Source organism: Streptomyces palmae (assembly GCF_004684805.1).
Classification (GTDB): Bacteria; Actinomycetota; Actinomycetes; order Streptomycetales; family Streptomycetaceae; genus Streptomyces; species Streptomyces palmae.
In genome coordinates this window covers 1-20,682 of sequence record NZ_SRID01000086.1, presented here as the reverse complement: position 1 = coordinate 20,682, position 20,682 = coordinate 1, and the positions used below count along the sequence as shown (strand labels likewise).

Here is a 20,682-nt window from a genome sequence, read left to right as displayed (position 1 = left end):
GCCCGCACCCCGCACCGCCCGCACCGTTGTGATCGTCATCGGTACCCACCTCTCCGTGTCATCGGGCCATCACCACCCAGGTATACCCCACCCCGGTATGCAAAGAACTCGCCAAGCCCCTTGCCGCATACCCCAGGGGGGTATACATTTCCTGTTGTCGGGCAGCGAGCCCGCACCACGAAGGGACGGGGACCACCGCCATGTCGCAGACCATCCACCACCACACCGCAGGCACCCGCACCAGCCACCAGAGCCATGGCGACCACGGACACCAGGGCCACGGCCCGCACGCCGGGAACGGCCCGCACGCCGGGAGCGGCCCGCACGCCGGGAACGGCCCGCACGCCGGGAGCGGCCCGCACGCCGGGCACCACCAGCACCACCAGGCGGGGCACGGCAAGGCCGCAGAACACGGCGGAGACGGTCACCAGCACCACGGCACCCACCACGAGCACGGCGAGCACTCCGACCACAGCGGCCACCACGGCCACCACAACCACGCGGGCCACGCGAGCCACGCAGGCCACGGGAACCACGCAGGTCATGGGGGTCACGCCGGCCACGGCGGATCCTCCTGGCGCACCGCCGCGCTGGCGACGCTGCACTGCCTCACCGGCTGCGCCATCGGCGAGATCCTGGGCATGATCCTGGGCACCGCGCTCGGGCTGGCGGCCGGCACCACCGTCGCCCTCTCCGTCACCCTGGCCTTCATCTCCGGCTACGCGCTCACCATGCGCGGCGTCCTCAAGGCCGGGCTCTCGCCCCGGCAGGCGCTGAAGGTGGCCCTGGCCGCCGACACCGTCTCCATCCTCTTCATGGAGATCCTCGACAACACCGTCATGGTCACCGTCCCGGGCGCCATGGACGCCGGACTGGCCGACCTGCTCTTCTGGGGCGCGCTGGCCGCCTCGCTGGTCGTCGCCTTCATCGTGACCGTGCCCGTCAACCGGTGGCTGATCGCCCGCGGCAAAGGCCACGCCGTGGTCCACGCCTTCCACTGATCCGCAGGCTCGCCCCGTCCCCCCGCCGCGGCCGTCTCCAGACTCCTGGAGACGGCCGCTTGCGTGTCCCCTGCCCTCCACAGCGGTCTACATGGTTGTAGATTCAGGTCCCGTGTCACCTGGCGGCCAGTCGTCGGAGCGGATCCCGGCCCGTTGCCGGTGTACGCCCGCGCGGCGGGCCCCATGCGAAAGGATGCTCAGCGTGGAGCGGGAGATACGACAGGGCACGGAAGTACCGGGTGACGAACTCCAGGTCTTCCTCAAGGCGCTCGCCAGCGGCACCCGGCAGCGGCTTTTACAGCATTTCTCCGACGGCGGTGAGTTGACCGTCGGCGAGGTGGCCGAGCGGTCCGGGCTGGGGCCGTCCACCGCCTCCGAGCACCTCGCGGTGCTCCGGCGCGGCGGGCTGCTGAGGTCCTCGCGGGACGGCAAGGCCGTTCGCTACCGCACCGACACGGCGGGCATCACCGAGCTGCTCTCACAGCTCCAGGCGTACCTCCTCCAGCACCCGGAGGGGCAGCGGCCGCAGGAGCAGCGGCCGGAGGGACAAGGTCCGCGGGACCGGCACCCGCAAGCCCAACGGCCGCAGGAGCAGCACCCGGAAGGACAGGAGGAACCGCGGGACCGGCCGCCGGAGCGGTAGGGGCCGAGGCCGGTGCTACAGCGGGGTCGCCGCGGTGAGGACGAGGATCAGCGCGACCGCGGCGTTCGCCGAGGAGAGCGCGGAGACCGCGGTCCCCGCGGCGGCCGTCCACGCGGCCAGGCCCACCGCGGTGAAGGCGGGCGGCCAGCCGCTGGCCGGCGGTACGGGCCCGAGCAGTGCCGCCACCCGGCGCGGGACCGGGCCCGGCAGGGCGAAACCCGGCAGCATCGGCTCGGCGGCGAAGCCCAGCAGCGTCGGGGCCGGGCCCTGCCGGGAGACGAGCGCGGCCTTGCCCACCGCACGCGCCACGACCCTGCGGTCGCCCACCGCCAGTGCCGCGTCCTCGTCGGCCCAGCGTTCGGCGCAGTAGGCGACGGCGGCGCGCAGCGGCCGGAGCAGCGGATTGGCCCGGGCCGCCAGTTGGACGGCCAGCACATAGCGGTGGTGGCGGGCGTCCAGGTGGGCGCGCTCATGGGCGATCAGCGCCCGGCGCTCGTCATCGTCCAGGCAGGCGAGCATGGCCCGGGAGACCACGATCCGGCCTTCCCGGCCGGGGGTTTCCGCCATCCCGGGCAGGGCGTAGGCGTACGCCTGGGTGTCCGGCAGCACCGCGACGGGCGAGCCGGGCAGCCCGGCCAGCGCCTCGTGGGCCTGGCGCCGCACCCGGACGTGCCGCCGCAGCAGGCCGCCGCAGGCCATGGCGACGGCGGCCAGGGCCCCGATGGCGGCCTTGCCCGCGACCTCGTCGTACGGGACGGCGGCCCGTACCTCCGGATCGGACCAGCCGTCCGGCAGCGGGTTGCCGGGGAGTTGGGCGGTGCCCACCACCACCAGCAGGACCAGGCACAGCGTGCTGCACAGGGCGAGGACACCACCGACGGCCGAGAGCAGCCGGGTGGCGCTGCGCGGGTGCAGGTGCTGCTCGGCGAGGCGGGCGATCGGCAGCGCCGTCAGCGGCAGGACGAGCGGCAGGAAGACGAAGATGCCCATGGGTCAGCCCTCGGGTTCCTCCCCCGCCCCCTTGAGCAGGTCGCGCAGCAGTTGCTCGTCGTCCGCCGTCAGGCCGGTGACGAAGCTGGCCAGCACCGCCTCGCGGTCGTCCTGGCCGTCCAGCACCCGGCGCATCCGCAGGGCGGCCAGGCCCGCCTCGTCCGAGGCCGCCCGCCACAGGAAGGTACGGCCCACCCGCTCCCGGGTCACCGCCTGCTTGGTGTGCAGCCGGGAGAGGATGGTCATCACGGTGGTGTAGGCGAGGTCGCCCTCCAGCCGCTCCTGAACCCAGGTGGCCGCGACCGGACCGGGAGCCCCGCGGAGCGCGGAGAGCACCTGGGCCTCCAGCTCGCCCTGCCCCCGGCGGCGGGGTCTCCGCAGCCAGCCGCCGACCTCGGCGTCACCGTCCTCGATCACTCCGGGCTCCTTCCACACGCTGCGCCGCGCCCCTGCCTGGTCGCGGTTCATCTTGGAGCGCTCTCCTCCCGTGGGCAAGCTCGGAGAGGAGATGCCCACCCCTCGGCCGGTGGCCGACAGGCCGTCGCGCGGACTCCTGCCCGCTGTCCTTCCGGTGCGGGGTGGTCGGTTCGGCCGGCAGCGGCGCACGGGTGCGGCCGAGCACCCCGGCCAGGGCGTCGGAGCAGGGTGGGGGCACTGCTGCCACAGGGTGCCGATGCCACGCGCCCTTCGGCCGGCCCGGACGTGCGCGGGCTTCGAGGCCGGGCCGCGGACGGCACCGCCTGGAGCCTGTGGACAACCGCGGTTCGCACCGGTGTCCGAGGTACAGTGCCGACATCGCGACACGATCACACAGTTCGCACCAATGGGGGATCCCGTGGCATTCTTCGGCAACGCGCACAGCATCGACTCCGGCAAGGCCCAGCAGGAGTACGCGCGACTGCTGGGGCAGGACGAGCGGGTCCACGCCGCGTATCTGCTGATACGGGACACCATCCTGTTCACCGACCGCCGGCTCATCCTGGTGGACAAGCAGGGGATCACCGGCAAGAAGGTGGAGTACCACTCCATCCCCTACCGCAGCATCACGCACTTCGCGGTGGAGACCGCCGGCCACTTCGACCTCGACGCGGAGCTGAAGATCTGGGTCTCCGGCAACTCCATGCCGATCGAGAAGACCTTCACCAAGGGCGTCGACATCTACGAGGTGCAGGCCATCCTCACCCAGTTCGTGGCGAAGTAGCCGGCCCGGCCTCCCCGCGAGCCCGCGCACCCGGCGACTACTCCGCGGCCGACTTGGCCAGCGCCGCGTCGATACGGGACAGCGTCCGCTCGCGGCCGAGGGCCTCCAGGGACTCGAAGAGCGGCAGGCCGACGGTGCGGCCCATGGTGGCGACCCGGACCGGGGCCTGGGCCTTGCCCAGCTTCAGGCCGTGCTTGGCGGCCACGGTCTCCAGCACGGTCTTGAGCGCCTCCGGCTCCCAGAGCGCGTCGGCCAGCTCGGCGCGGGCGTCGGCCAGCAGCTCGGCGGCGCCCGGCTTCATCGCCTTCCGCCAGGAGGCCTCGTCCTCCACCGGCTGGTCCAGGAAGAGGAAGTCGACGTATGAGGTGATCTCGGAGAGCACCGTCAGCCGGGTCTGCGCCAGCGGGGCGACCCGCTCGAAGACGGCCTGGTCGTACGCCTCCGGCCGCCAACTCGCGTGCGGGGCGGTGAGCCAGGGCGTGCACAGCGCGATGAAGGTCTCCGGGGCCAGCGCCCGCACGTACTCGCCGTTGAACGCGGACAGCTTCTTCACGTCGAAGAAGGCGGGCGAGGTGTTGACGTCCTCGATCCGGAACAGCCGCTCCAGCTCGGGGTACGGCAGGATCTCCCGGTCGTCACCGGGTCCCCAGCCCAGCAGCATCAGGTAGTTGACCATCGCCTCGGGCAGGTAGCCCTCGGCGAGGTAGTCCTCCAGCGCCACCTTGTCCCGGCGCTTGGACAGCTTCTGCCGCTTCTCGTTCACGATCACCGGCAGGTGCGCCCAGCGCGGCGGGCGGGCGCCCAGCGCCTCCCACAGCAACTGCTGCTTGGGCGTGTTCGACAGGTGCTCCTCGCCGCGGATGACCTCGGTGATGCCCTCGTCCAGGTCGTCGACGACATTGGCGAGCAGGAAGACCGGGGAGCCGTCGCCGCGCGCGATCACGAAGTCCTCGATGGCGCTGTTCGGGAAGGCCGGCTCGCCCCGGACCAGGTCCACGACCACCGTCTGGCCCTCGTCCGGGGTGCGGAAGCGCAGCGCCCGCCCCGGCTCGTACGCCAGCTCGCGGTCCCGGCAGAAGCCGTCGTAGCCCAGGTGCTCCGACCCGGTCCGCTGCTGGAGCTGCTCGCGGGTGCAGTCGCAGTAGTACGCCTTCCCCGCCTCGAACAGCTGCTGCGCGGCCTCGCGGTGCCGGTCGGCGTTGTGCGACTGGAAGTACGGGCCCTCGAAGGCGGGGTCGGACTCGTTGATCCCGATCGCGGCCAGCGCGCCGATGATCCCGTCGATCCACTCCTCGCGGTTCCGCGCCGTGTCGGTGTCCTCGATCCGCAGCACGAACGTCCCGCCGGACTGTCGCGCCACCGCCCAGTTGTAGAGGGCGGAGCGGGCACCGCCCACGTGGAACATTCCGGTGGGAGACGGGGCGAAACGAACACGAACTGAGGAATCAGACATGCCACAGAGCCTACCTACCCCCTCCCCACCACCACCGGCAGCACCCCTCACCGCCCGCGCAGGTGCCGTACCAGCGCCTCGAGCGCGGTCCAGGCCGCGCCGCCGTGGCCGTCGTCGCCCAGGGGATAGAAGAGACCGGGACGGGCGGCGGGCCCCAACTGGACCGGCGCGGCATCAATGGGCGGGCGCCGAGCATGGGCGGCGCCGATCTCCCGGACCTCCTCGGGGCCCACCGCGAACGCGACCGGCACCGGCGGCGGCTCGAAGTGGGCGGGCGCGGTGAGGTCCCGACGCCCGGAGCGCACCTGGGCGAGCAGGGAGACCAGCCCGTGTTCCCGCACCAGGGTGTCGGCGAGCCCGGGCAACGCGTCCACCGGCGGCTCCTCCGCCGGCCCGTACCCGACGGCGAGCGTCATCTGCTCCTCCACGCCCCCCGTGGTCCGCGAGACGGTCAGCGTGCCGATGGCGGGCCGGCCGCGGTGGTCGCCGACCACGACCGTCCAGGTGGACTCGGGCGCCCGTGCCCGGGCGGTCTCGGTGAGCCGGGCGCGCGACCAGGGCAGCGCCGCCGGCTCGGCGGTGCCCCAGCCGGCCGGTGCGGCACCGGTCAACGCCCGCCAGGCGGTCTCCAGCGCGCCGCCGAGGACCAGCTGCTCGGAGGCGGGGTGCCGGGCGTGCAGGGACAAGAGCAGCTGCCGCTCCCCGGTGGGCTGGAACTCCTCGAACGGCCGGCCGACCGGGGTCTGGCCCTCCGGCGCGTCGACGGGGGCGAAGGCGCCGTCCCGCCAGCGGAGTACGGCACCCGACAGCCCGTCGTAGTAGCCGCCCTCGCCGTCCTGGATCACCCACCGGGACAGGGGCCCGGTCAGCAGTGAGCGGGTCGGGAAGGAGAGCCGGACGTGTGCCGGCGTGACGATCTGCAGGCCCCGGTCGCTGAGCAGCGCGGCTGCCAGGGCCTCGGACAGCCAGGTGCTCATCCCGATGACGGGCCGGTCCAGCAGTACGACGGCGACCTGGTCGGTGAGGACGTCCACGGCGGGCTGGGCGGCTGCCGGGGCGGGAACCGCGATGCCCGCGGTGGCGACCGGGCTGCCGATGCCCGAGGCCGGGACGGCGTCGGGCGGCCACACCCGCCCTTGGAGCAGATGCGCCAGCCGTCCGGCGAACACGCCGGCGAGCCGCTCCGCCTCCTCGACCGCGGTGGAGGCACGTGCTTCCAACCACCACATCGGGCCGTCCTGGGCCGGTGCGGTGTCGCCGAGCAGTCTCGCGGCCTCGCCCGGGACGCGGACCAGGACCGGGGCCTCGATCGACACCAGCGGCCGCCCGGACTCCTCGCAGAGCTGGATCAGCGCGTCCTCGCCCGCCGTCCGTACGCCCAGCTCGGGGCCGCCGGCGAGCAGTCCCGCCAGGACGCTCCACACATCCGGTATCCGCTCGCTGAGGACGATCACGTCCTTGGTCATCGGGTGTTCCCCTCCGCACCGCCGGGCTCCGCGATCCCGGTCTGGATCAGTCGGTTCGGTGCGCCGCGGCGGATCAGGACGCCTCGCCCGGGCGGCTGGGGTGACGCGTACACCCGGGGGAAGAGCTGCCCCTCGGTACGGTCGCCGGCCATCACCAGGGCCGAGGTGCCGCTCTCCCGCACCGTGGTCAGGAACGGCTCGTACAGCGCCCGGGACGAACCGGCCACCCGTCGGGCGACGACGAAGTGCAGACCGATGTCGGGCGCGGAGGGCACATAGGGCAGGAACGGCGCCAGGGGCTGCTGTCCGGCCGTGGTGAGGACGTCGTAGTCGTCGACCAGGATGACGATGCGGGGACCCGGGCCCCAGTCGCCCGGGACCAACGCGTGCGGGTCGACGTCGTCCGGCATCCGCTTGTCCAGCTCGGCGGCGATCCCGGTGGCGAGCGCCCCGGCCAGCCGGGTGTTGTACGCGTAGCCGCCCCGGTAGGGCTCGGGTACGGCATCGCGCAGACCGCGCCGCGGATCCATGATCCCGAAAACCAGCTCGCTGTCCGAGTACCGCTCGATGAGCCCCTGGGCGATCAGCCGCAGCAGATTGGTCTTGCCGCACTCGCTGTCGCCCAGCACCAGCAGATGCTGGTCGTGTTCGAAGAGATCGAGCAGCACCGGCTCCAGGGCGCTCTGGTCCACGCCGATCGGCACCCGCTGCGGCTGGGCCGCCACCGTGGGGAGCAGTTCGGCGGGAACACGGGCCGGCAGCACCCTGATCCGCTGGGCGGGCTCTCCCGGCCAGGCGGCCCCGACGGCGTCCACCGCCTGCTCCAATGCCTGGCCGAGCCCTGCGATCTCCGGGACGCCGTCGATACGCGGAAGCGCCACCTGGGCGAACAGCTTGCCGCCGGTCAGCACCCGCCCGGTCTCCTCCGGGGTGAGCGTCTCGGCCAGTTTGCGGTCGATACCGCTGTCGCCCGGGTCGTTCAGCCGCAGTTCCACCCGGGTCCCGAAGGCCGCCTGCTGGGCGACGCGCACATCGTTCCAGCGCAGCATCGCCGCCACCACGTGGATTCCGTAGCCGCCACCACGCCGGAGCAGGTCGCCCACCTGGTCGTCGAGCGCCTCGAAATCATCGCGCAAGGCCCCGAAGCCGTCGATCAGCAGCACGATGTCGGTCGACCCCAGCTCGGGCAGTTCCCCCGCGGCCCGCAACTCCCGCAACCGGTCCAGGGAGTCGATGCCGCGCTCCCGGAACACCTCCTCACGGGCCGCCAGCATGCCGTGCACCTCCTCGACGGTGCGGGCGGCACGCTCCCGATCGGCACGACCCGCGACCCCGCCGACATGGGGCAGCCCGGCCAGCGCCGAAAGACCGCCGCCGACCAGGTCCAGCCCGTACAGACCCACCTCCCGCGGGGTATGGGCCATCGCCAGGGACAGGGCGAGGCTGCGCAACAGAGTGGTCTTGCCCGACTGCGGACCGCCGATCACCGCCGCATGCCCGCCGGCCACGGTGAGGTCGAGCACCCACTCGCCCTGCCACTGCCGGGCCGGGTCGTCCAGCAGCCCCAGCGGCACCCGCAGCGGACCGTGCCCCCGTACGAAGCGCAGCCCGCGCCCGTCCACATCGACCGGTCCTCCGACCCGGTCCAGAGTGAGCGCCGACGGCAGCGGCGGCAGCCAGATGCGGCGCACCGGGGGCGCCGCGTCGCGGAGCCCGTCCACCATCACGGACAGCACGGTCGGGCCCGGGGTGCGATGGCGCCCCTGCGGCTCCGCCGCGGACTCGGACGCCTCCGGGTCGCCCAGCTCGTTGCCCGTCGGGTACGGCAGGACCATCGGGCCCCGCTTCACGACCTCCCGCCGGCTGGGCCCCCGGTACGGTCCGGAGACATAACCGGCCTTGAACCGCTCGTAGGCCGTGGTGTCCACCTTGAGGTAGCCGAATCCGGGCAACGGCGGCAGATGGAAGGCGTCGGCGGTGTCCAGCACGGTACGGCTCTCGTCGGCCGAGAAGGTGCGCAGCCCCAGCCGGTAGGAGAGGTAGGTGTCCAGGCCCTTCAGTCGGCCGCCCTCGATGCGCTGGCTGGAGAGCAGCAGGTGCACGCCGATACTCCGGCCGATGCGACCGATGGACAGGAACAGGTCGATGAAGTCCGGCTTGGCGGTCAGCAGCTCCCCGAACTCGTCGATCACCACGAACAGGTGCGGCAGCGCGGGGAGGTCGACGCGTTCCTCGCGCAACGCCGCGTACCGCGCGATGTCCGCGACGTTCCCGGCGTCCTTGAGGACCTGCTGGCGCCGCTTGACCTCCCCGGCCAGACTCGCGTGCACCCGCTCGACCAGGCCGGCCCGGTTCTCCAGATTGGTGATCACACCGGCCACATGCGGCAGCCCCTCGAAGGGCGCGAAGGTGGCACCCCCCTTGTAGTCGACCAGGACCAGCGCCAGGTCCTCCGGCGGATGTCCGGCCACCAGCGCCAGGACGAGGGTGCGCAACAGCTCGCTCTTTCCGGAGCCGGTCGCACCGACACAGAGCCCGTGCGGGCCCATGCCCAGTTCCGCGGACTCCTTCAGATCCAGCAGCACCGGCTCACGGGCATCGCTCACCCCTATCGGCACCCGTAGAAAGGCACGTTCACCACGCGGTGCCCACAACCGCTCGACGTCCAGCGCCGCCGGGTCCTCGATACCGAGCAGCTCCGCGAAGTCCACCGGACCGGACAACGGGGCGTCCACCAGCGACTCGGCCGACAGTCGCAGCGGGGCCAGCATGCGGGCCAGCCCCTCCGCACCGGCGACCGCGAGCGAGTCCACCGTCCCGCTGACCGCCACCGGATCCGCGCCCCGCAGATCCTCCACCGAGATCCGGTCGCCTTCGACGGTGATCCGGACGGACACCTGGCCGGGCTCCGCGATCCGCTCCGCCACCAGGTGCAGCACGGTCACCCCCATGTCGGGCAGCGCCACCGCCTCGTCCGGACGCGGCAGATCACCGGCCGCCTCGCCGTAACCGTCGCTCACCACCAACAGCCGGCCCGCCATCAGCAGGGCATCCCGTCCGGACAGGCCGCGCCGGATCTCCGCCGCGTACGAGGCCCGCTGCCGCAGATCCCGGGCCAGCAACCGGGACAGCTGCCGAAGGTCGGGCGCTATCCGGCGGGCGGCCACCGGACCGTCCCGCTCCTCCCCGTCGAGCAGATGCGGCAGCCACTTCAGCCACTCCCAGTCGCCCTGCGACGAGCGGGGCGCCGCCAGCGCCACCGCGAGATCGTCCGGTGCGTGGAAGACCGCGCTCTGCACCAGGATCGCCCGCACCACCCTCAGCACATCCGCCCGGGCGCCCACGACGCTCACATCGCCCGCACGGTCCATCGGGATGGTCAGCGGAAGGTCGGCGGCGGTCCCGAAGCGGCCGATCAGCGCCTGCGCCTCATTGAGCATGAAGCGGTCCGGAGGGGTCAGCGCGCTGCTGCCCTGGGTACCCACGCTCAGACCGCGTACCGGCATCTCCCCGGTGCCCACCCGTACCCGCAGGAAGTCGGGGTCGGCCCTGCGCCGCTCCCACAACCGAGCCGGGTCGCGCACGACGTCGTACAGCGCCTCAGGCGGCGGATCGAGGACTCTCGCGGCGGCCCGCCACTCCCGCTCCTGGGCTCCGAACTCCTCCCGGAGTTCCTCCACATACTCCAGATACCGCTCACGCTGGCCACGGCGCTTGCGCTGCGCCTGGCCGCGTTGGGAGAGCACCAGGGCCAGCGAGCCCAGCACGGTGACCGCCAGCACCATCGCGCCGATGACCGCGAACCGACCGCTGCGCACCACGGTCATCATCACCACCGAACTCATCACACCGGCGATGGGCATCAGCGACATGGCCGCCCCGCCCTTCCGGCCCTCGGGAAGGTTCGGCGGCGGCTCGATGGCACGCGGCTCAGGGGCGACCAGCGCCCGGGTGGTACGCGCCGGACGGTGGATGAGGCGAGTGGTCATCGAGCCTTCCGAGTGGCACGGTCCAGCAGTTCGGCGGCGAGCCGGCCGGCGGCCAGCCTGGTCTCCTGGCCGAGCGCGGCGGTCCGGATGGGGCCACCCGCCGCCAGGTGCCGGTCGTAGGGGACGGACAGCACGCGGGCTCCGGCCGCCTCCAGATACGCCGAGGCGGCGGCCCGATCGAGGGTGACGTCCGCGGTCTGTTCGGTCAGCGCCACCACGGTGGCCGGCAGCATCCGCGGGCGGGGCACCTCGGCCATCCAGTCCAGTACGGCACGGGTGCTGGCCACCCCCTCCATCGTGGCCGGCGCCACCAGAAGCCGGGCGTGGGAGGCGGCCAGCGCGGTACGGGCCAGCGGATTGGGCAGCGTCTCGCAGTCCACCACGGTGACGGCGAAGTACCGGCGCAGCGCCATCATCACCGAGCGGTAGGCGGGCAGCTCCAGCCGGGTCCCGACCCGGCCCTGACTGCCGGGTAGCAGCCAGCCGCCCTCCGCCACCTGCACCAGATAGCCGGTCACCTCGGCGAACTGCATCGACGGCGAGATGACTTGGGCCAGGTCGGAGCAGCTCCAGCGCACCGCCGGGGCCGCCAGCCGGATCGGCAGGGTGCCCAGCGCCGGATCGGCCTCGAGGACGATCACCGGGTCCGGTCGGTAGTGCGCGTACGTCAGGTTGAGCAGAGCGGACATCGTGGTCTTGCCCGCGCCCCCACGGATGCTGGTGACCGCGATCTGCCGACCGGTGGTCACCGGTTGCTGCAGCGCCTGCGCGATCTCGGTCGCCTCCGCCACCTCGCGCGACGCGGACGCCCCCAGCAGCTGCCGCAGCGAACGACGCGTCCGGCGGGCGAGCGAGTCCCCTCTCCGCGACGTCCGGTGCACCGGTGCCAGATCCGGATCGACGGTGGGCGCGGACACGGGGGCGGGGAGAGGTGTTGTGGCGGTGGTGTGAGGTGCGGGGGTGGCGTGGGGCCCGGGTGCCGTGGCAGCGGGGGCGCTTTGGAGCCGGGCCTCCGGGGCCGAGGTTCCGGTCTGACCGGCCGAGGTCGGGGCGTTTCCGGACCGGATCTCCGGGGGCGGGGATGTCCCGGGCCGTCCTTCCGAGGCCAGGGATGTCCCGGGCCGGACCTCCGGGGCCGGGAGAGTTCCGGGCCGGACCGCCGAGGCCGGGAGAGTTCCGGGCCGGACCGCCGAGGCCGGGGCGACGGCGCCCGTCCCGCCGTGCGGTGCCCTCGCCCCCTGCCCGTTCCCCACCTCCACGGACTCAGGCCCAACCGCCTTGACCCCAGCCGAACTCCGGTCGCCCGCGGTCTCCCTCGCACCGCCCTCGGTGCCGCTCGCACCGGCCTCGGGTCCGATCGGCTCCCGACTCGGCTCGGCCCAAACCGTTCCGGCATCTGCCTCGGCGGTGCGCAACTGGCGGAGCACATCGCCCTGCCAATCACCGTTCGCCATGACGCCCCCTCTTCCCACGGCCCCGTTCCGTAGCCGGACCGGCTGGTTCAGAACACGTCCAGCAGACGTCCGTACACCCCGAAAGCGCCGACAACCAGCGGAAACAGAGCGAGTACCGCAACTGCCTCGACCGTGTCCGCCAGTCGCCGCAGCCGCACCCTCATGTGCTCCGGCGGCCGGACGGTCAGCACTCCCAGCGGCAGCGCAGCGGCGACCGCGAGCGCGGTGACCGGACCGTATGCCCCACCGCCGCCCTCCTCCGTCCACAGCACCACCAACCGCACCAGCAGCACCACAGCCCCGGCCAACAGGGCCAGCACCTCGACGACCAGGGGATAGGCGCGCGACCTGGAGAGCAACACCAGCACCAGTACGGCGGCGAGCAGCACCGTCCACCAGGACGGCATGGTCAGCGCGCACCAGCCGGCAGCCATCGTGGAGGCCGCGATGACCATCGTGGCCAGGGCCAAGCCGCGATGTGTGGCCGCGAGCGCGGCGCCCACCTCATGACGGCTCACCGAAGCCCCGCCGGACCGCCGGTCATCCAGTGAGGTCAGCCCGGCCGCGGTCAGCGCCGTCCTGGGCAACACGCCCAGCGCCACCACCGAGACCGCGGCCAGCGCCGCCCCCACCCGCCCCGCGTCCTCCTGCAGGACGAAGGCCAGCTCCCAGGCGCCCAGCGTGCCCGCCAGGGCCCCGGCACCGACGATCCCGCCCCGCCCCACCGGCGAGAAGAGTCCAAGCAGCACCAGAGCGACGAAGACCGCCCCGCACACCCCGGCCAGCCGTGCGGGCCCTGCCCAACCATGTGCGTCGGCGAGCGTCCACGCGCCCACCGCTCCCAAAGCGCCACCGGCGAAGATCAGCGTGATCCCGAGGTCCCGGCTCCGCAGCCGGGCGGCGAGCGCACCAAGCGTGGACAGCAGTACGGCGACGCCCAGCATCGGCCATGCCACTTCCGCCGCGCCCCGATCGTGCCGGGCCAGCACCGCGGCCGAGACCGCCAGGCCGACGCTGGCCGCGCCCGCGGTCCACTGCCGCGCAAGGGCACCCCAGCGCCAGGCGCGCGACTCCAGGTCGTCCGCCACCTCATCGGTGACGTCGTGCACCACGGGGGCGGCGGGCGTGTCCTCCTCCCGCACCAACCGCAGCACCGCGCCATCGCGCACGGCGGCGGAGGCGAGCGTGGACTCCTGCGCGAGCACGGCCCCCTCAGCGGTCACCAGATGACGGAGCATGGGCTGGGACGCGGCCCGGTCACCCAGTAACCGCAGAATGTCGGGCAACAGCCGCCCGATCGGCTCATCCGATGGCAGCACCAGGTCGACCCGGCGCCGCTCCCCCACCAGAGTGACCCGACTCAGTTCGACTCGCTGTGACGATTCCCCCACCCTCAGCACTCGATCGAACCTATCACCGGGCAGATCCCGTCACCCCGGTGGGCACCTGCCCGGGCCCGACACCCGACTCCGACGAACCCTGCTCGCCCAGCTTGTCGGACACGAAGGACCACCCCACGCAGCCCGCGCACACCACCGCGGCGAGCACGACCCCCGCGAACGCCTTCCCCAACCCCTCATCCGTACGCCGCCGCCCACGCTGCGCCCCGTGCAGCAGCGCGTCCCGCAACCGCCGGCGCCGCACCGACACGGACTCCAGCAACTGACTGTCGTAGTCCTGCGACATCTTCCTCGCCCTCGTTGGGTTACTCGACTAGGAGGCCAACACATGCGACAAGCAATGCCCCAGCACCCCGAGCGGAGGCACAAGCGCCACCTCGGCCAGCAGGTGCGGCCTCAGCGGATTCCCCAGGTCGAATTACGGGCCGTGCTGTTCCCGTGCAGGCTCACGCACATTCCCGATACCCGATATAAACGTCCGATCTCCGATCCGCGGGCATAAATAGCAGTTCATGCAACGCCGGCATCATCCGCACGCGACACCCAGCTCCTATTAGTAGCGTCCTGAAAGTTCTTCCAGGAAACCCAGGGATGGAGATTCCCTGGGAGTTTCTTCGGCGACAAGACCAATCTCCTGCGATGCCGGCCGTGCAGCCACCCAATCCAGCGCGGCCAACGCCGTCATACCTTGACCATGGGCGGCGCGCAGGCGCAACAACCACCCGGCTCCAGCCTTAAACGCATCCTCACCAGCGGCAGTGCGAGGCTCATATCCTGCTGCCTCGTCAGCAACCGAGGCCCACACGTAGCCCAGGGTCTGTCCGTCCCTTTGGACCGTGTGGTAGCGCACTGGATGGTCCGTGGTCTCCTCGTACTCATCTGCGGACGCCGGGATCATGGAATGCAGAATCTGCCATCTATCGGCAACTTCGAACGTTCCCCAGGAATCCGAGTAAGCAGGACCCTCGATCCTCACGTCCTCGAAACCGGTTTCACTCGGGACAGCAAACCGAGTGGCGTCTCCCGGTGTCGGCGAGCTGCCGAGTAGAACCGAAATCTCCCCCAGTGCGGCAGCGAGTCGCGGCGCATTCTCCTGGAACACTTCAAATTGCTCCCGGTCACGCGTGTCCACTGTCAACCACGCGTCAGAATACGTCGCCAACGTTACATCGAGAAGACTCTGCCTCCAGATGTCAACCTGAATGGTGAAAAGCTTTTCTACGCGATGCCTTACTCCTGACTCCAGCCAAAATCCAGGGCACTCAGCCAGCACACTGACGAGCACGTCACCTTCCAGCGACTCCACCTCAGTCATCACTCGCGACAAAGCGGAACCCGGCCCCAAGGGGTTCAAATGCAAGCTCACCCGACTGGCATGCGCAAAGGTTTCTTGCATGCCAGGAATTGACCGAACCGATACTTTGAGCCTCGCGGAGGAATCCGCCAACTCATGTGTAGACAGGATATTCCATACCGACACGGCAACCCTTGCCGCACGAAAGGATGGCAATTTGCCAGATTTCGACAGGACTTCCCAATTCCAATCACCAACAGGATTCGAGGTAATCACAACATATCCTTGGGGTCGAGCTTACTTCCAGGTGGAACCACAAGGTTCCCGTCCGCTAGACGAACCACAAACGTAATGCCCTCACCTTTTGGCCCGGAAGCCCCTCGATTGATATTCATTAGGGCATCGTACGACCCATTAGAAACCCAGTCACCTACTGTACCGCGACCACCATCCACAAGCAGTACGTGGTGATTTGCCTCGGCCCTCGCCAGCTGGAGCAGGTACTTGCCTCGAGTGATTTCCGCGATGGGATCCTGCGGATCGTCGAGGTGCTTCATTTGATAGGCATACACTTCTCCGGAATCATCCCTGATGCGGATATCCATGTCGGCGCCCACCGGGATCTTCTGCTCAAAGTCAATGGCATGCGCCGGAACGCCGCTCCGGACCAGGTCGTCGGCAAAGATGAGCTGATCAGCACTAGGCTGGAACATCTGGGTCTTATTCGCACCCAGCGACGACACGACCTGACCATATTGATCACTCTGGTTAAAACGCCCCGAGGCGATGATTTCGGCGACCCGCTGACCGTCAGGTTCTGAAGCCAGCCGGTCCATCACCCTTTCAAGCACTTGAGGCTTGGGCCTCAGCTTGCCCGGGATGCCTTTGACGCCCTCACGGACGGCTTGCTCCGTCTCACCTCCCCGGACCATGGCCTGGCCTTCGCCACTCGACCACGGTTTTTGAGAGATTACCGAAGAATCCTCATCGACCGACCCCGGATCTCCGTCTTTACCCTGCTCTAGGACTGCGTTGTCCGTTGCGTCATCACCAGTTCGGCCGCTACCGCGCCCATGCTCTCCATCGTGGATTGGTGATTCAGGATGACGCCTCCGGGGCGAATCGTCGCCTGCAGAGGCGGAATTCCCATGAGCGGTCCCACTCTCGCCACTGTGGTGTGTCGGCTGACTCGGCAGTCGAGTCCGCTCCGCCGTATCCCTATGCTCGGCCGCATGGCCCGAAGTGTCGCGGCCCGCCGTACCCGAGCCATCCGCCTGGTTCGTGGCGTTCAGATGGTCCCCGCGCCCGCCGACGCCGGCCAATTCGTGTTCCAGCTCGAGGGCGTCCTCCTCGCCGTGCACCCGCTCGTGCGCCGGCAGTTCCTGCGGTACGTCATGGGCCGGTTGGAGGATCTGGCCGTTCTCGTCGAGCAGGTTGCCCTCCGCGTCCCACATCTGGCCGTTGGGGAGTTCCACCGTTCCGTTGGGGTGGATCACGGTGTTGTCGGGGAAGCGGAGGGCCCCGTCGGCGAGTTCGGCGTAATGACCCGCGTAGACCGTCTTGAGGCCGGCGAGCATGTCGGAGATCTTCACCCGGGCCAGGCCGCCTGCCTTGCCCACGGCTTTGGTGAGGTAGGTCATCGGGTCGATGACACGACCCGCCACACGGAGGGCTGTCGCGGCCTTGGCCGCCTTGGACGTGGCGTTGGCCACCGCACCGGCTTTCGAGGGCGCCGCAGCGATGGTGATGATGTTGAAGAAGGCCAGTCCGGCGGCCCGCCCCTTGTCCTTCTTCCAGTCGTCCCAGGCCACCAGGCTCTTGCCGACCTCCCTGGTGACCAACTTGCTGTCGCGCATCCAGGCCGGGAGCATGTCGTCGGGGATGTCGCGGAGGCCTGGCGTCATGTAGATCGCGATGCCGGTGCCGAGCTGCGCGAGGCCCTTCCACGCCTGCCGCGCCTCCTTCCAGCCGTGGAAGCCGGCGAGGGTGAGCAGGCCGTTCACGGTGCCCCACACGCCGCCGACGAGGACACCGTCCCAGACGAAGCTTTTGACGGTGTGCAGGCTGAACAGCGGATACTTTCGCTGTTCCGGCTTTCCCCAGGGGAGCTCCTCGGAGTTGTTCAGGTCCTCCTCGCCCCAGCCGTAGGCGTTCGGTTTGCCCGATCCGTCGTCAGCCACCAGCATCGTCCCGCCATGCAACTTCGCGATGCTGTTGGCGGCACGCCGCTCGGCCGCCTGGAACGCGGACACCGCGGCGTTCGTGGCGTGCCAGATCCTCTGGTGCTCCTCGTGCTTCTTCTTGTCCTTCTGCCAGCCGTCATCGCCCTCCACGCTGGCCTCGAAGAGCGACGCCTGGGTGAGCAACGTGCCGAGCTTGTGGACGATGGGACGGATCTCGGCGGCGTAGGTGTCCAGCGCGCTGGAGATCGATTCCAGCTCGCCCGCGAAGGCGTCCGCGGTGTCCCGAACCGGAGCGGTGGTCGCGAACAGCTCCTCGGCTTCCGGTGCGTGGTAGAAGGCGGACAGCCCCTGGAAGCCGGTGTGGACGGCGTGTCCGGTCTTGCGGATCTTCCCCGCCATGGTCGTGAACGCTTGTGCGTCCGCTTCCAGTTGTTCCAGGTTGCCGGTGAACTGGGGGATGTCGACGGCATGGATCATTTCCGGTAGCCGTCCTTCAGCGGTCCGAACGCGGGGGGAGGCGGGCCCACCCGGGGGGCCTCGAAGCCTTCCGGTGCGGTGAGCGCCGTCCGCTGGGCATCGGCCGCCATATCGAGGTCTCCGTTGACGTACTCCGTCGTCGCCTGGATCGCGCCCTGCAGCGACTTGCCGGAACGGGCCGCCATGAACGCGAGCATGTGCCCACGGTCCTGGAAGTACGCGGCCAACGCGGCGGCCACCGGCCCCATCTCGTTCGCGTAGACGCCCGAGGCCGTCTGGGGCCCCTTGCGCATCACGCTGTCGGCGACGATCGTGCCCGCCGAGCCTGCGGCGCTCTCCACCAGGCTGCTCAGCGCCTTGCCCTCCGCCTCGAACTTTCCGGCGGTCTCCCCCGTCTTGCGCACCACGTCCCTGACACCGGGCGGATCGATGTCCCAGTCCTTCTTGCCCACCACGCCCCCCTTGCTACGTGTCCCCGTATCGGAATGTCCGGATGCTCAGCCGATTCCGTCGACCGCCGCCTTGGCCCGGGCCAGTGTCTGAGCCGCGGTGGCGTCGTTCTTCTCCAGGGTGGTGCGGACGAGTTGGATGATGGAGCGCACCTCGGCGGCGGCCTTGGTCCACCGGGCTTCCTTGCCGTGGTACTCGTCGGCCACCCCGTCGGCGGTGAATTCCGCCATCGCCGCCTTCACCGCGGTGTCCCGGTCGGTGAGCACCTGCTCCAGTCGGGCGATGATGACGCCGATGTTCCCCTGCACCTCGCCCGAGGCACCGGAGTCATAGCTGCGCCGGTCCTGAGTTCCCATGGTCTCCCCCCTCTTTCAACGCCCGTTGAATCGGGCGGCGTCGAAGTTCGCGGCGGCCATGGTGGTGTGCGCGTTCTCCGCGGACTCCTGGTCACCGGTGCCGAATGCCTCGTCCATGCCGGACTGTCCGCCGAGGATCTGCTGAAGCGATCCGTTCAGCGCGCCGGTGATCTCGTCGGCGTGCGCCTTGAAGGAGTCGAAGGCCGTCTTCCCGGCGCCGTTGAAACGGCCTTCCAACGGCTCTGCTGCCGCGATGAGCTGGCGAATCAACTGGCCGAGGTCGTTGCTCGAGCCGGAGGTCCGGCTCGTCAGTGTGGACAGCGTCGTGCTGCCCATGTCGAACTTCATGCCCACCCCGCATCTGGTCATGGCGCGCCGAACGACCGCGGTTGCCCGCCCCGTTACGACCGCGTGCCCCCTGCAACCTTGTCGGACCACCATACAGACAGTGAGGAATCGTCACGCAAGTGAGTTCCGATACGCGGTGTTGCGGAATTCCGAGCTCCGGTCAGGGTGGGCTTGTTCGGGATGTCAACCAGCTCTGCGACCTGGGGCGAATGGCTCGGGCGCGGGGGCATCGGCGGCTCCGTCACGGGTTCTCAACAGCTGGTTCCGGGCCGGTGCCGAGAGGGTCGGGGGGCGCTACCGTCGGCGTTTCGGACAGTGGACAGACAAGGAGGGGCAAGGGGGCGATGGAGCGGGATGAGCCGGTCATCGGCTGTTGCGGCGTACTGGTCACCGGTACGCGCGGGGCTGCGGGGCCGGGTGAGGTCCTGGTTCGGGTCAGAGGAGGCACGGAGACCTTCCTCGCCTGGTCCGAAGAGCCCCTGCCGCAGGGCACGTCCGTGCTGGTGATCGAGTCCCGTGGCGCCCGGCAGGTCGACGTCATGGAGTGGGCCGATCCATTGAACGCGTTGGCCGGCGAGGCCGGCCACGCCGGTTGAGGAGACGAAGGATGTTCGGTTACCGCGTTCCCGCCCCCAACGAGGCGATGCTGATCTCGGGTGGCAGGCGTGGCCAGGGGGGTGCGCCGTTCCGGGTCGTGACCGGGCACGGCAAGTTCGTGCTGCCGGTCTTCCGCAAGGTCCGCTTTCTGACGCTGGCGATGTGCGAGTCCGAGGTGGCCGAGAAGTGCGTGACCCGGCAGGGCATCGTGCTGACGGTGCGCGCCGTGATCGCGTTCAAGGTCGGCAATGACACCGAGAGCATCGTCAACGCCGGGCAGCGGTTCCTGTCCGACCAGGACCAGATGTCGGTGCTCACCGGCCGGATCTTCGCCGGTCATCTGCGGTCCATCATCGGCTCGATGACGGTCGAGGAGATCATCACCGAGCGCCAGAAGCTGGCCACCGAGGTGCTGGACACCTCCAAGGCCGAGATGGCGAAGATCGGTCTGACGGTGGACTCGCTCCAGATCCAGTCGATCGATGACGAGGGCACCGGCTATATCGAGGCCATGTCGGCGCCGCACAAGGCGGCCATCCAGCGGCAGGCGCAGATCGCCCAGGCGCAGGCCGCCCAGGCCGCCGCCGAGGCGGAGCAGGAGTCCGCGCGGAGGCAGGCCGAGTACGCGCGGGAGACCGCGGTGGTGCAGGCCCAGTACTCGGCGGAGGTGGACCGGGTGCAGGCGCAGGCGGCGCAGGCCGGACCGCTGGCCGAGGCGCATGCGCAGCAGGAGGTGCTGGCCGCCAAGACCGAGCTGGCGCAGCGCGCGGCCGACCTGCGGCAGCAGCAGCTGGTGGCCGAGGTGGTCAAGCCCGCGGAGGCTGAGGCGGAGCGGATCCGAGTGCTGGCGCTGGCTGAGGCGGAGCGGATGAAGATCCAGGCGGAGGCCGCCGCCTCGCACGGCCGGGTGGCGCTGGACCAGGCCCTGATCGAGCAGTTGCCGCAGATCGTGAAGGAGGCAGCCAAGGGCCTGTCCGGGGCCCATGTCAACGTCCTCAACGGGACGGACGGCCTGGGCGAGGTCGCCGCGGGGCTGGTCGGCCAGGGGCTGACGATCCTGGATTCGGTGAGGCGGAACCTGGGGGCGTCGGAGAGCGGGTCGGGCAAGAAGCTCGCCGGCGGGTCCGGCGAGGCCATCAAGGTCAAGTAGCCGGGACGCCCGGATGTGCGTGTGCGGGGCGCCGACCGGTGGGTCGGCGCCCCGCGCATTGCTGAGGGGTGTGGGGGCGGCGCTTGGCGGCGAGCCGCGCAGGTGTGTGACGGGGGTATGCGGGCGGCGCCGGCTGGGGAGTCGGCCCCGGGCACTTGCGCGACCGGGGGGTATGGCGGCGCCGGCCGGTGGGGCGGCGCCTCTCGCATGTGGGTGACGGGGGGTACGCG

At 70.6% G+C, this 20,682-nt stretch carries 17 protein-coding genes and 1 pseudogene; 5 read left to right on the top strand and 13 right to left on the bottom strand.

Features of this window, described 5'->3' with window-relative positions; genetic code table 11:
• Positions 1-506: 506 nt before the first annotated feature.
• Together E4099_RS12180 and E4099_RS12175 are read left to right on the top strand one after the other, a co-directional pair.
• Positions 507-1,001, top strand: a pseudogene (locus E4099_RS12180) (DUF4396 domain-containing protein); the annotation flags it as partial.
• A gap of 202 nt (positions 1,002-1,203) precedes the next feature.
• Positions 1,204-1,644 carry an ArsR/SmtB family transcription factor gene (locus E4099_RS12175; protein ID WP_245244783.1) on the top strand — a complete coding sequence of 147 codons (441 nt, stop codon included), beginning with the start codon at positions 1,204-1,206 and terminating at the stop codon, positions 1,642-1,644.
• A gap of 15 nt (positions 1,645-1,659) precedes the next feature.
• Here E4099_RS12175 and E4099_RS12170 read toward each other — a convergent pair whose 3' ends face one another.
• Positions 1,660-2,634, bottom strand: coding sequence for a M56 family metallopeptidase (locus E4099_RS12170; protein WP_135339025.1), 975 nt, complete (start codon positions 2,632-2,634; stop codon positions 1,660-1,662).
• A gap of 3 nt (positions 2,635-2,637) precedes the next feature.
• Positions 2,638-3,102, bottom strand: a complete 465-nt coding sequence (locus tag E4099_RS12165) for a BlaI/MecI/CopY family transcriptional regulator (RefSeq protein WP_135339024.1) — start codon at positions 3,100-3,102, stop codon at positions 2,638-2,640.
• Positions 3,103-3,469: 367 nt separating this feature from the next.
• Here E4099_RS12165 and E4099_RS12160 point away from each other — a divergent pair, with 367 nt between their 5' ends.
• Positions 3,470-3,835 (top strand): PH domain-containing protein, encoded by a 366-nt coding sequence (locus E4099_RS12160; protein ID WP_135339028.1) that lies wholly within the window; start codon positions 3,470-3,472, stop codon positions 3,833-3,835.
• Positions 3,836-3,872: 37 nt separating this feature from the next.
• Here E4099_RS12160 and gltX read toward each other — a convergent pair whose 3' ends face one another.
• The 11 genes from gltX to E4099_RS12105 form a co-directional block, all read right to left on the bottom strand.
• Complete coding sequence (gene gltX, locus E4099_RS12155; protein WP_245244784.1) at positions 3,873-5,240, bottom strand: glutamate--tRNA ligase; 1,368 nt, start codon at positions 5,238-5,240, stop codon at positions 3,873-3,875.
• A gap of 95 nt (positions 5,241-5,335) precedes the next feature.
• Positions 5,336-6,754, bottom strand: a complete 1,419-nt coding sequence (locus E4099_RS12150; RefSeq protein WP_135339022.1) for a DUF6177 family protein — start codon at positions 6,752-6,754, stop codon at positions 5,336-5,338.
• Positions 6,751-10,743 carry a type VII secretion protein EccCa gene (gene eccCa / locus E4099_RS12145; protein WP_135339021.1) on the bottom strand — a complete coding sequence of 1,331 codons (3,993 nt, stop codon included), beginning with the start codon at positions 10,741-10,743 and terminating at the stop codon, positions 6,751-6,753. The genes E4099_RS12150 and eccCa overlap by 4 nt, the downstream gene beginning before the upstream one ends.
• On the bottom strand, positions 10,740-11,660 hold the full coding sequence (locus tag E4099_RS12140; protein ID WP_135339020.1) for a MinD/ParA family ATP-binding protein: 921 nt from the start codon (positions 11,658-11,660) through the stop codon (positions 10,740-10,742). The genes eccCa and E4099_RS12140 overlap by 4 nt, the downstream gene beginning before the upstream one ends.
• A 584-nt stretch (positions 11,661-12,244) precedes the next feature.
• Positions 12,245-13,588: a type VII secretion integral membrane protein EccD gene (gene eccD, locus E4099_RS12135; RefSeq protein WP_135339019.1), complete on the bottom strand. Its 1,344-nt coding sequence runs from the start codon at positions 13,586-13,588 to the stop codon at positions 12,245-12,247.
• A gap of 22 nt (positions 13,589-13,610) precedes the next feature.
• On the bottom strand, positions 13,611-13,883 hold the full coding sequence (locus E4099_RS12130; RefSeq protein WP_135339018.1) for a hypothetical protein: 273 nt from the start codon (positions 13,881-13,883) through the stop codon (positions 13,611-13,613).
• Positions 13,884-14,150: 267 nt separating this feature from the next.
• Positions 14,151-15,167, bottom strand: coding sequence for a hypothetical protein (locus E4099_RS12125; RefSeq protein ID WP_135339017.1), 1,017 nt, complete (start codon positions 15,165-15,167; stop codon positions 14,151-14,153).
• Complete coding sequence (locus E4099_RS12120; protein ID WP_135339016.1) at positions 15,164-17,551, bottom strand: hypothetical protein; 2,388 nt, start codon at positions 17,549-17,551, stop codon at positions 15,164-15,166. Before E4099_RS12120 ends, E4099_RS12125 begins: the two co-directional genes overlap by 4 nt.
• The gene (locus tag E4099_RS12115; protein ID WP_209446599.1) at positions 17,548-18,003 is read right to left on the bottom strand and encodes a DUF6507 family protein; all 456 of its coding nucleotides are present in this window, start codon (positions 18,001-18,003) and stop codon (positions 17,548-17,550) included. Before E4099_RS12115 ends, E4099_RS12120 begins: the two co-directional genes overlap by 4 nt.
• A gap of 45 nt (positions 18,004-18,048) precedes the next feature.
• Positions 18,049-18,357, bottom strand: coding sequence for a pore-forming ESAT-6 family protein (locus tag E4099_RS12110; RefSeq protein ID WP_135339015.1), 309 nt, complete (start codon positions 18,355-18,357; stop codon positions 18,049-18,051).
• Positions 18,358-18,372: 15 nt separating this feature from the next.
• Positions 18,373-18,705, bottom strand: coding sequence for a hypothetical protein (locus tag E4099_RS12105; RefSeq protein ID WP_135339027.1), 333 nt, complete (start codon positions 18,703-18,705; stop codon positions 18,373-18,375).
• A gap of 344 nt (positions 18,706-19,049) precedes the next feature.
• On the opposite strand from E4099_RS12105, the gene E4099_RS12100 reads away from it, so the two are divergent.
• Complete coding sequence (locus tag E4099_RS12100; RefSeq protein WP_135339014.1) at positions 19,050-19,301, top strand: hypothetical protein; 252 nt, start codon at positions 19,050-19,052, stop codon at positions 19,299-19,301.
• An 11-nt stretch (positions 19,302-19,312) separates the two neighbouring features.
• Entirely contained in the window at positions 19,313-20,452 is a 1,140-nt protein-coding gene (locus tag E4099_RS12095; protein WP_135339013.1) for a flotillin family protein, read from the top strand.
• Positions 20,453-20,682 lie beyond the last annotated feature (230 nt).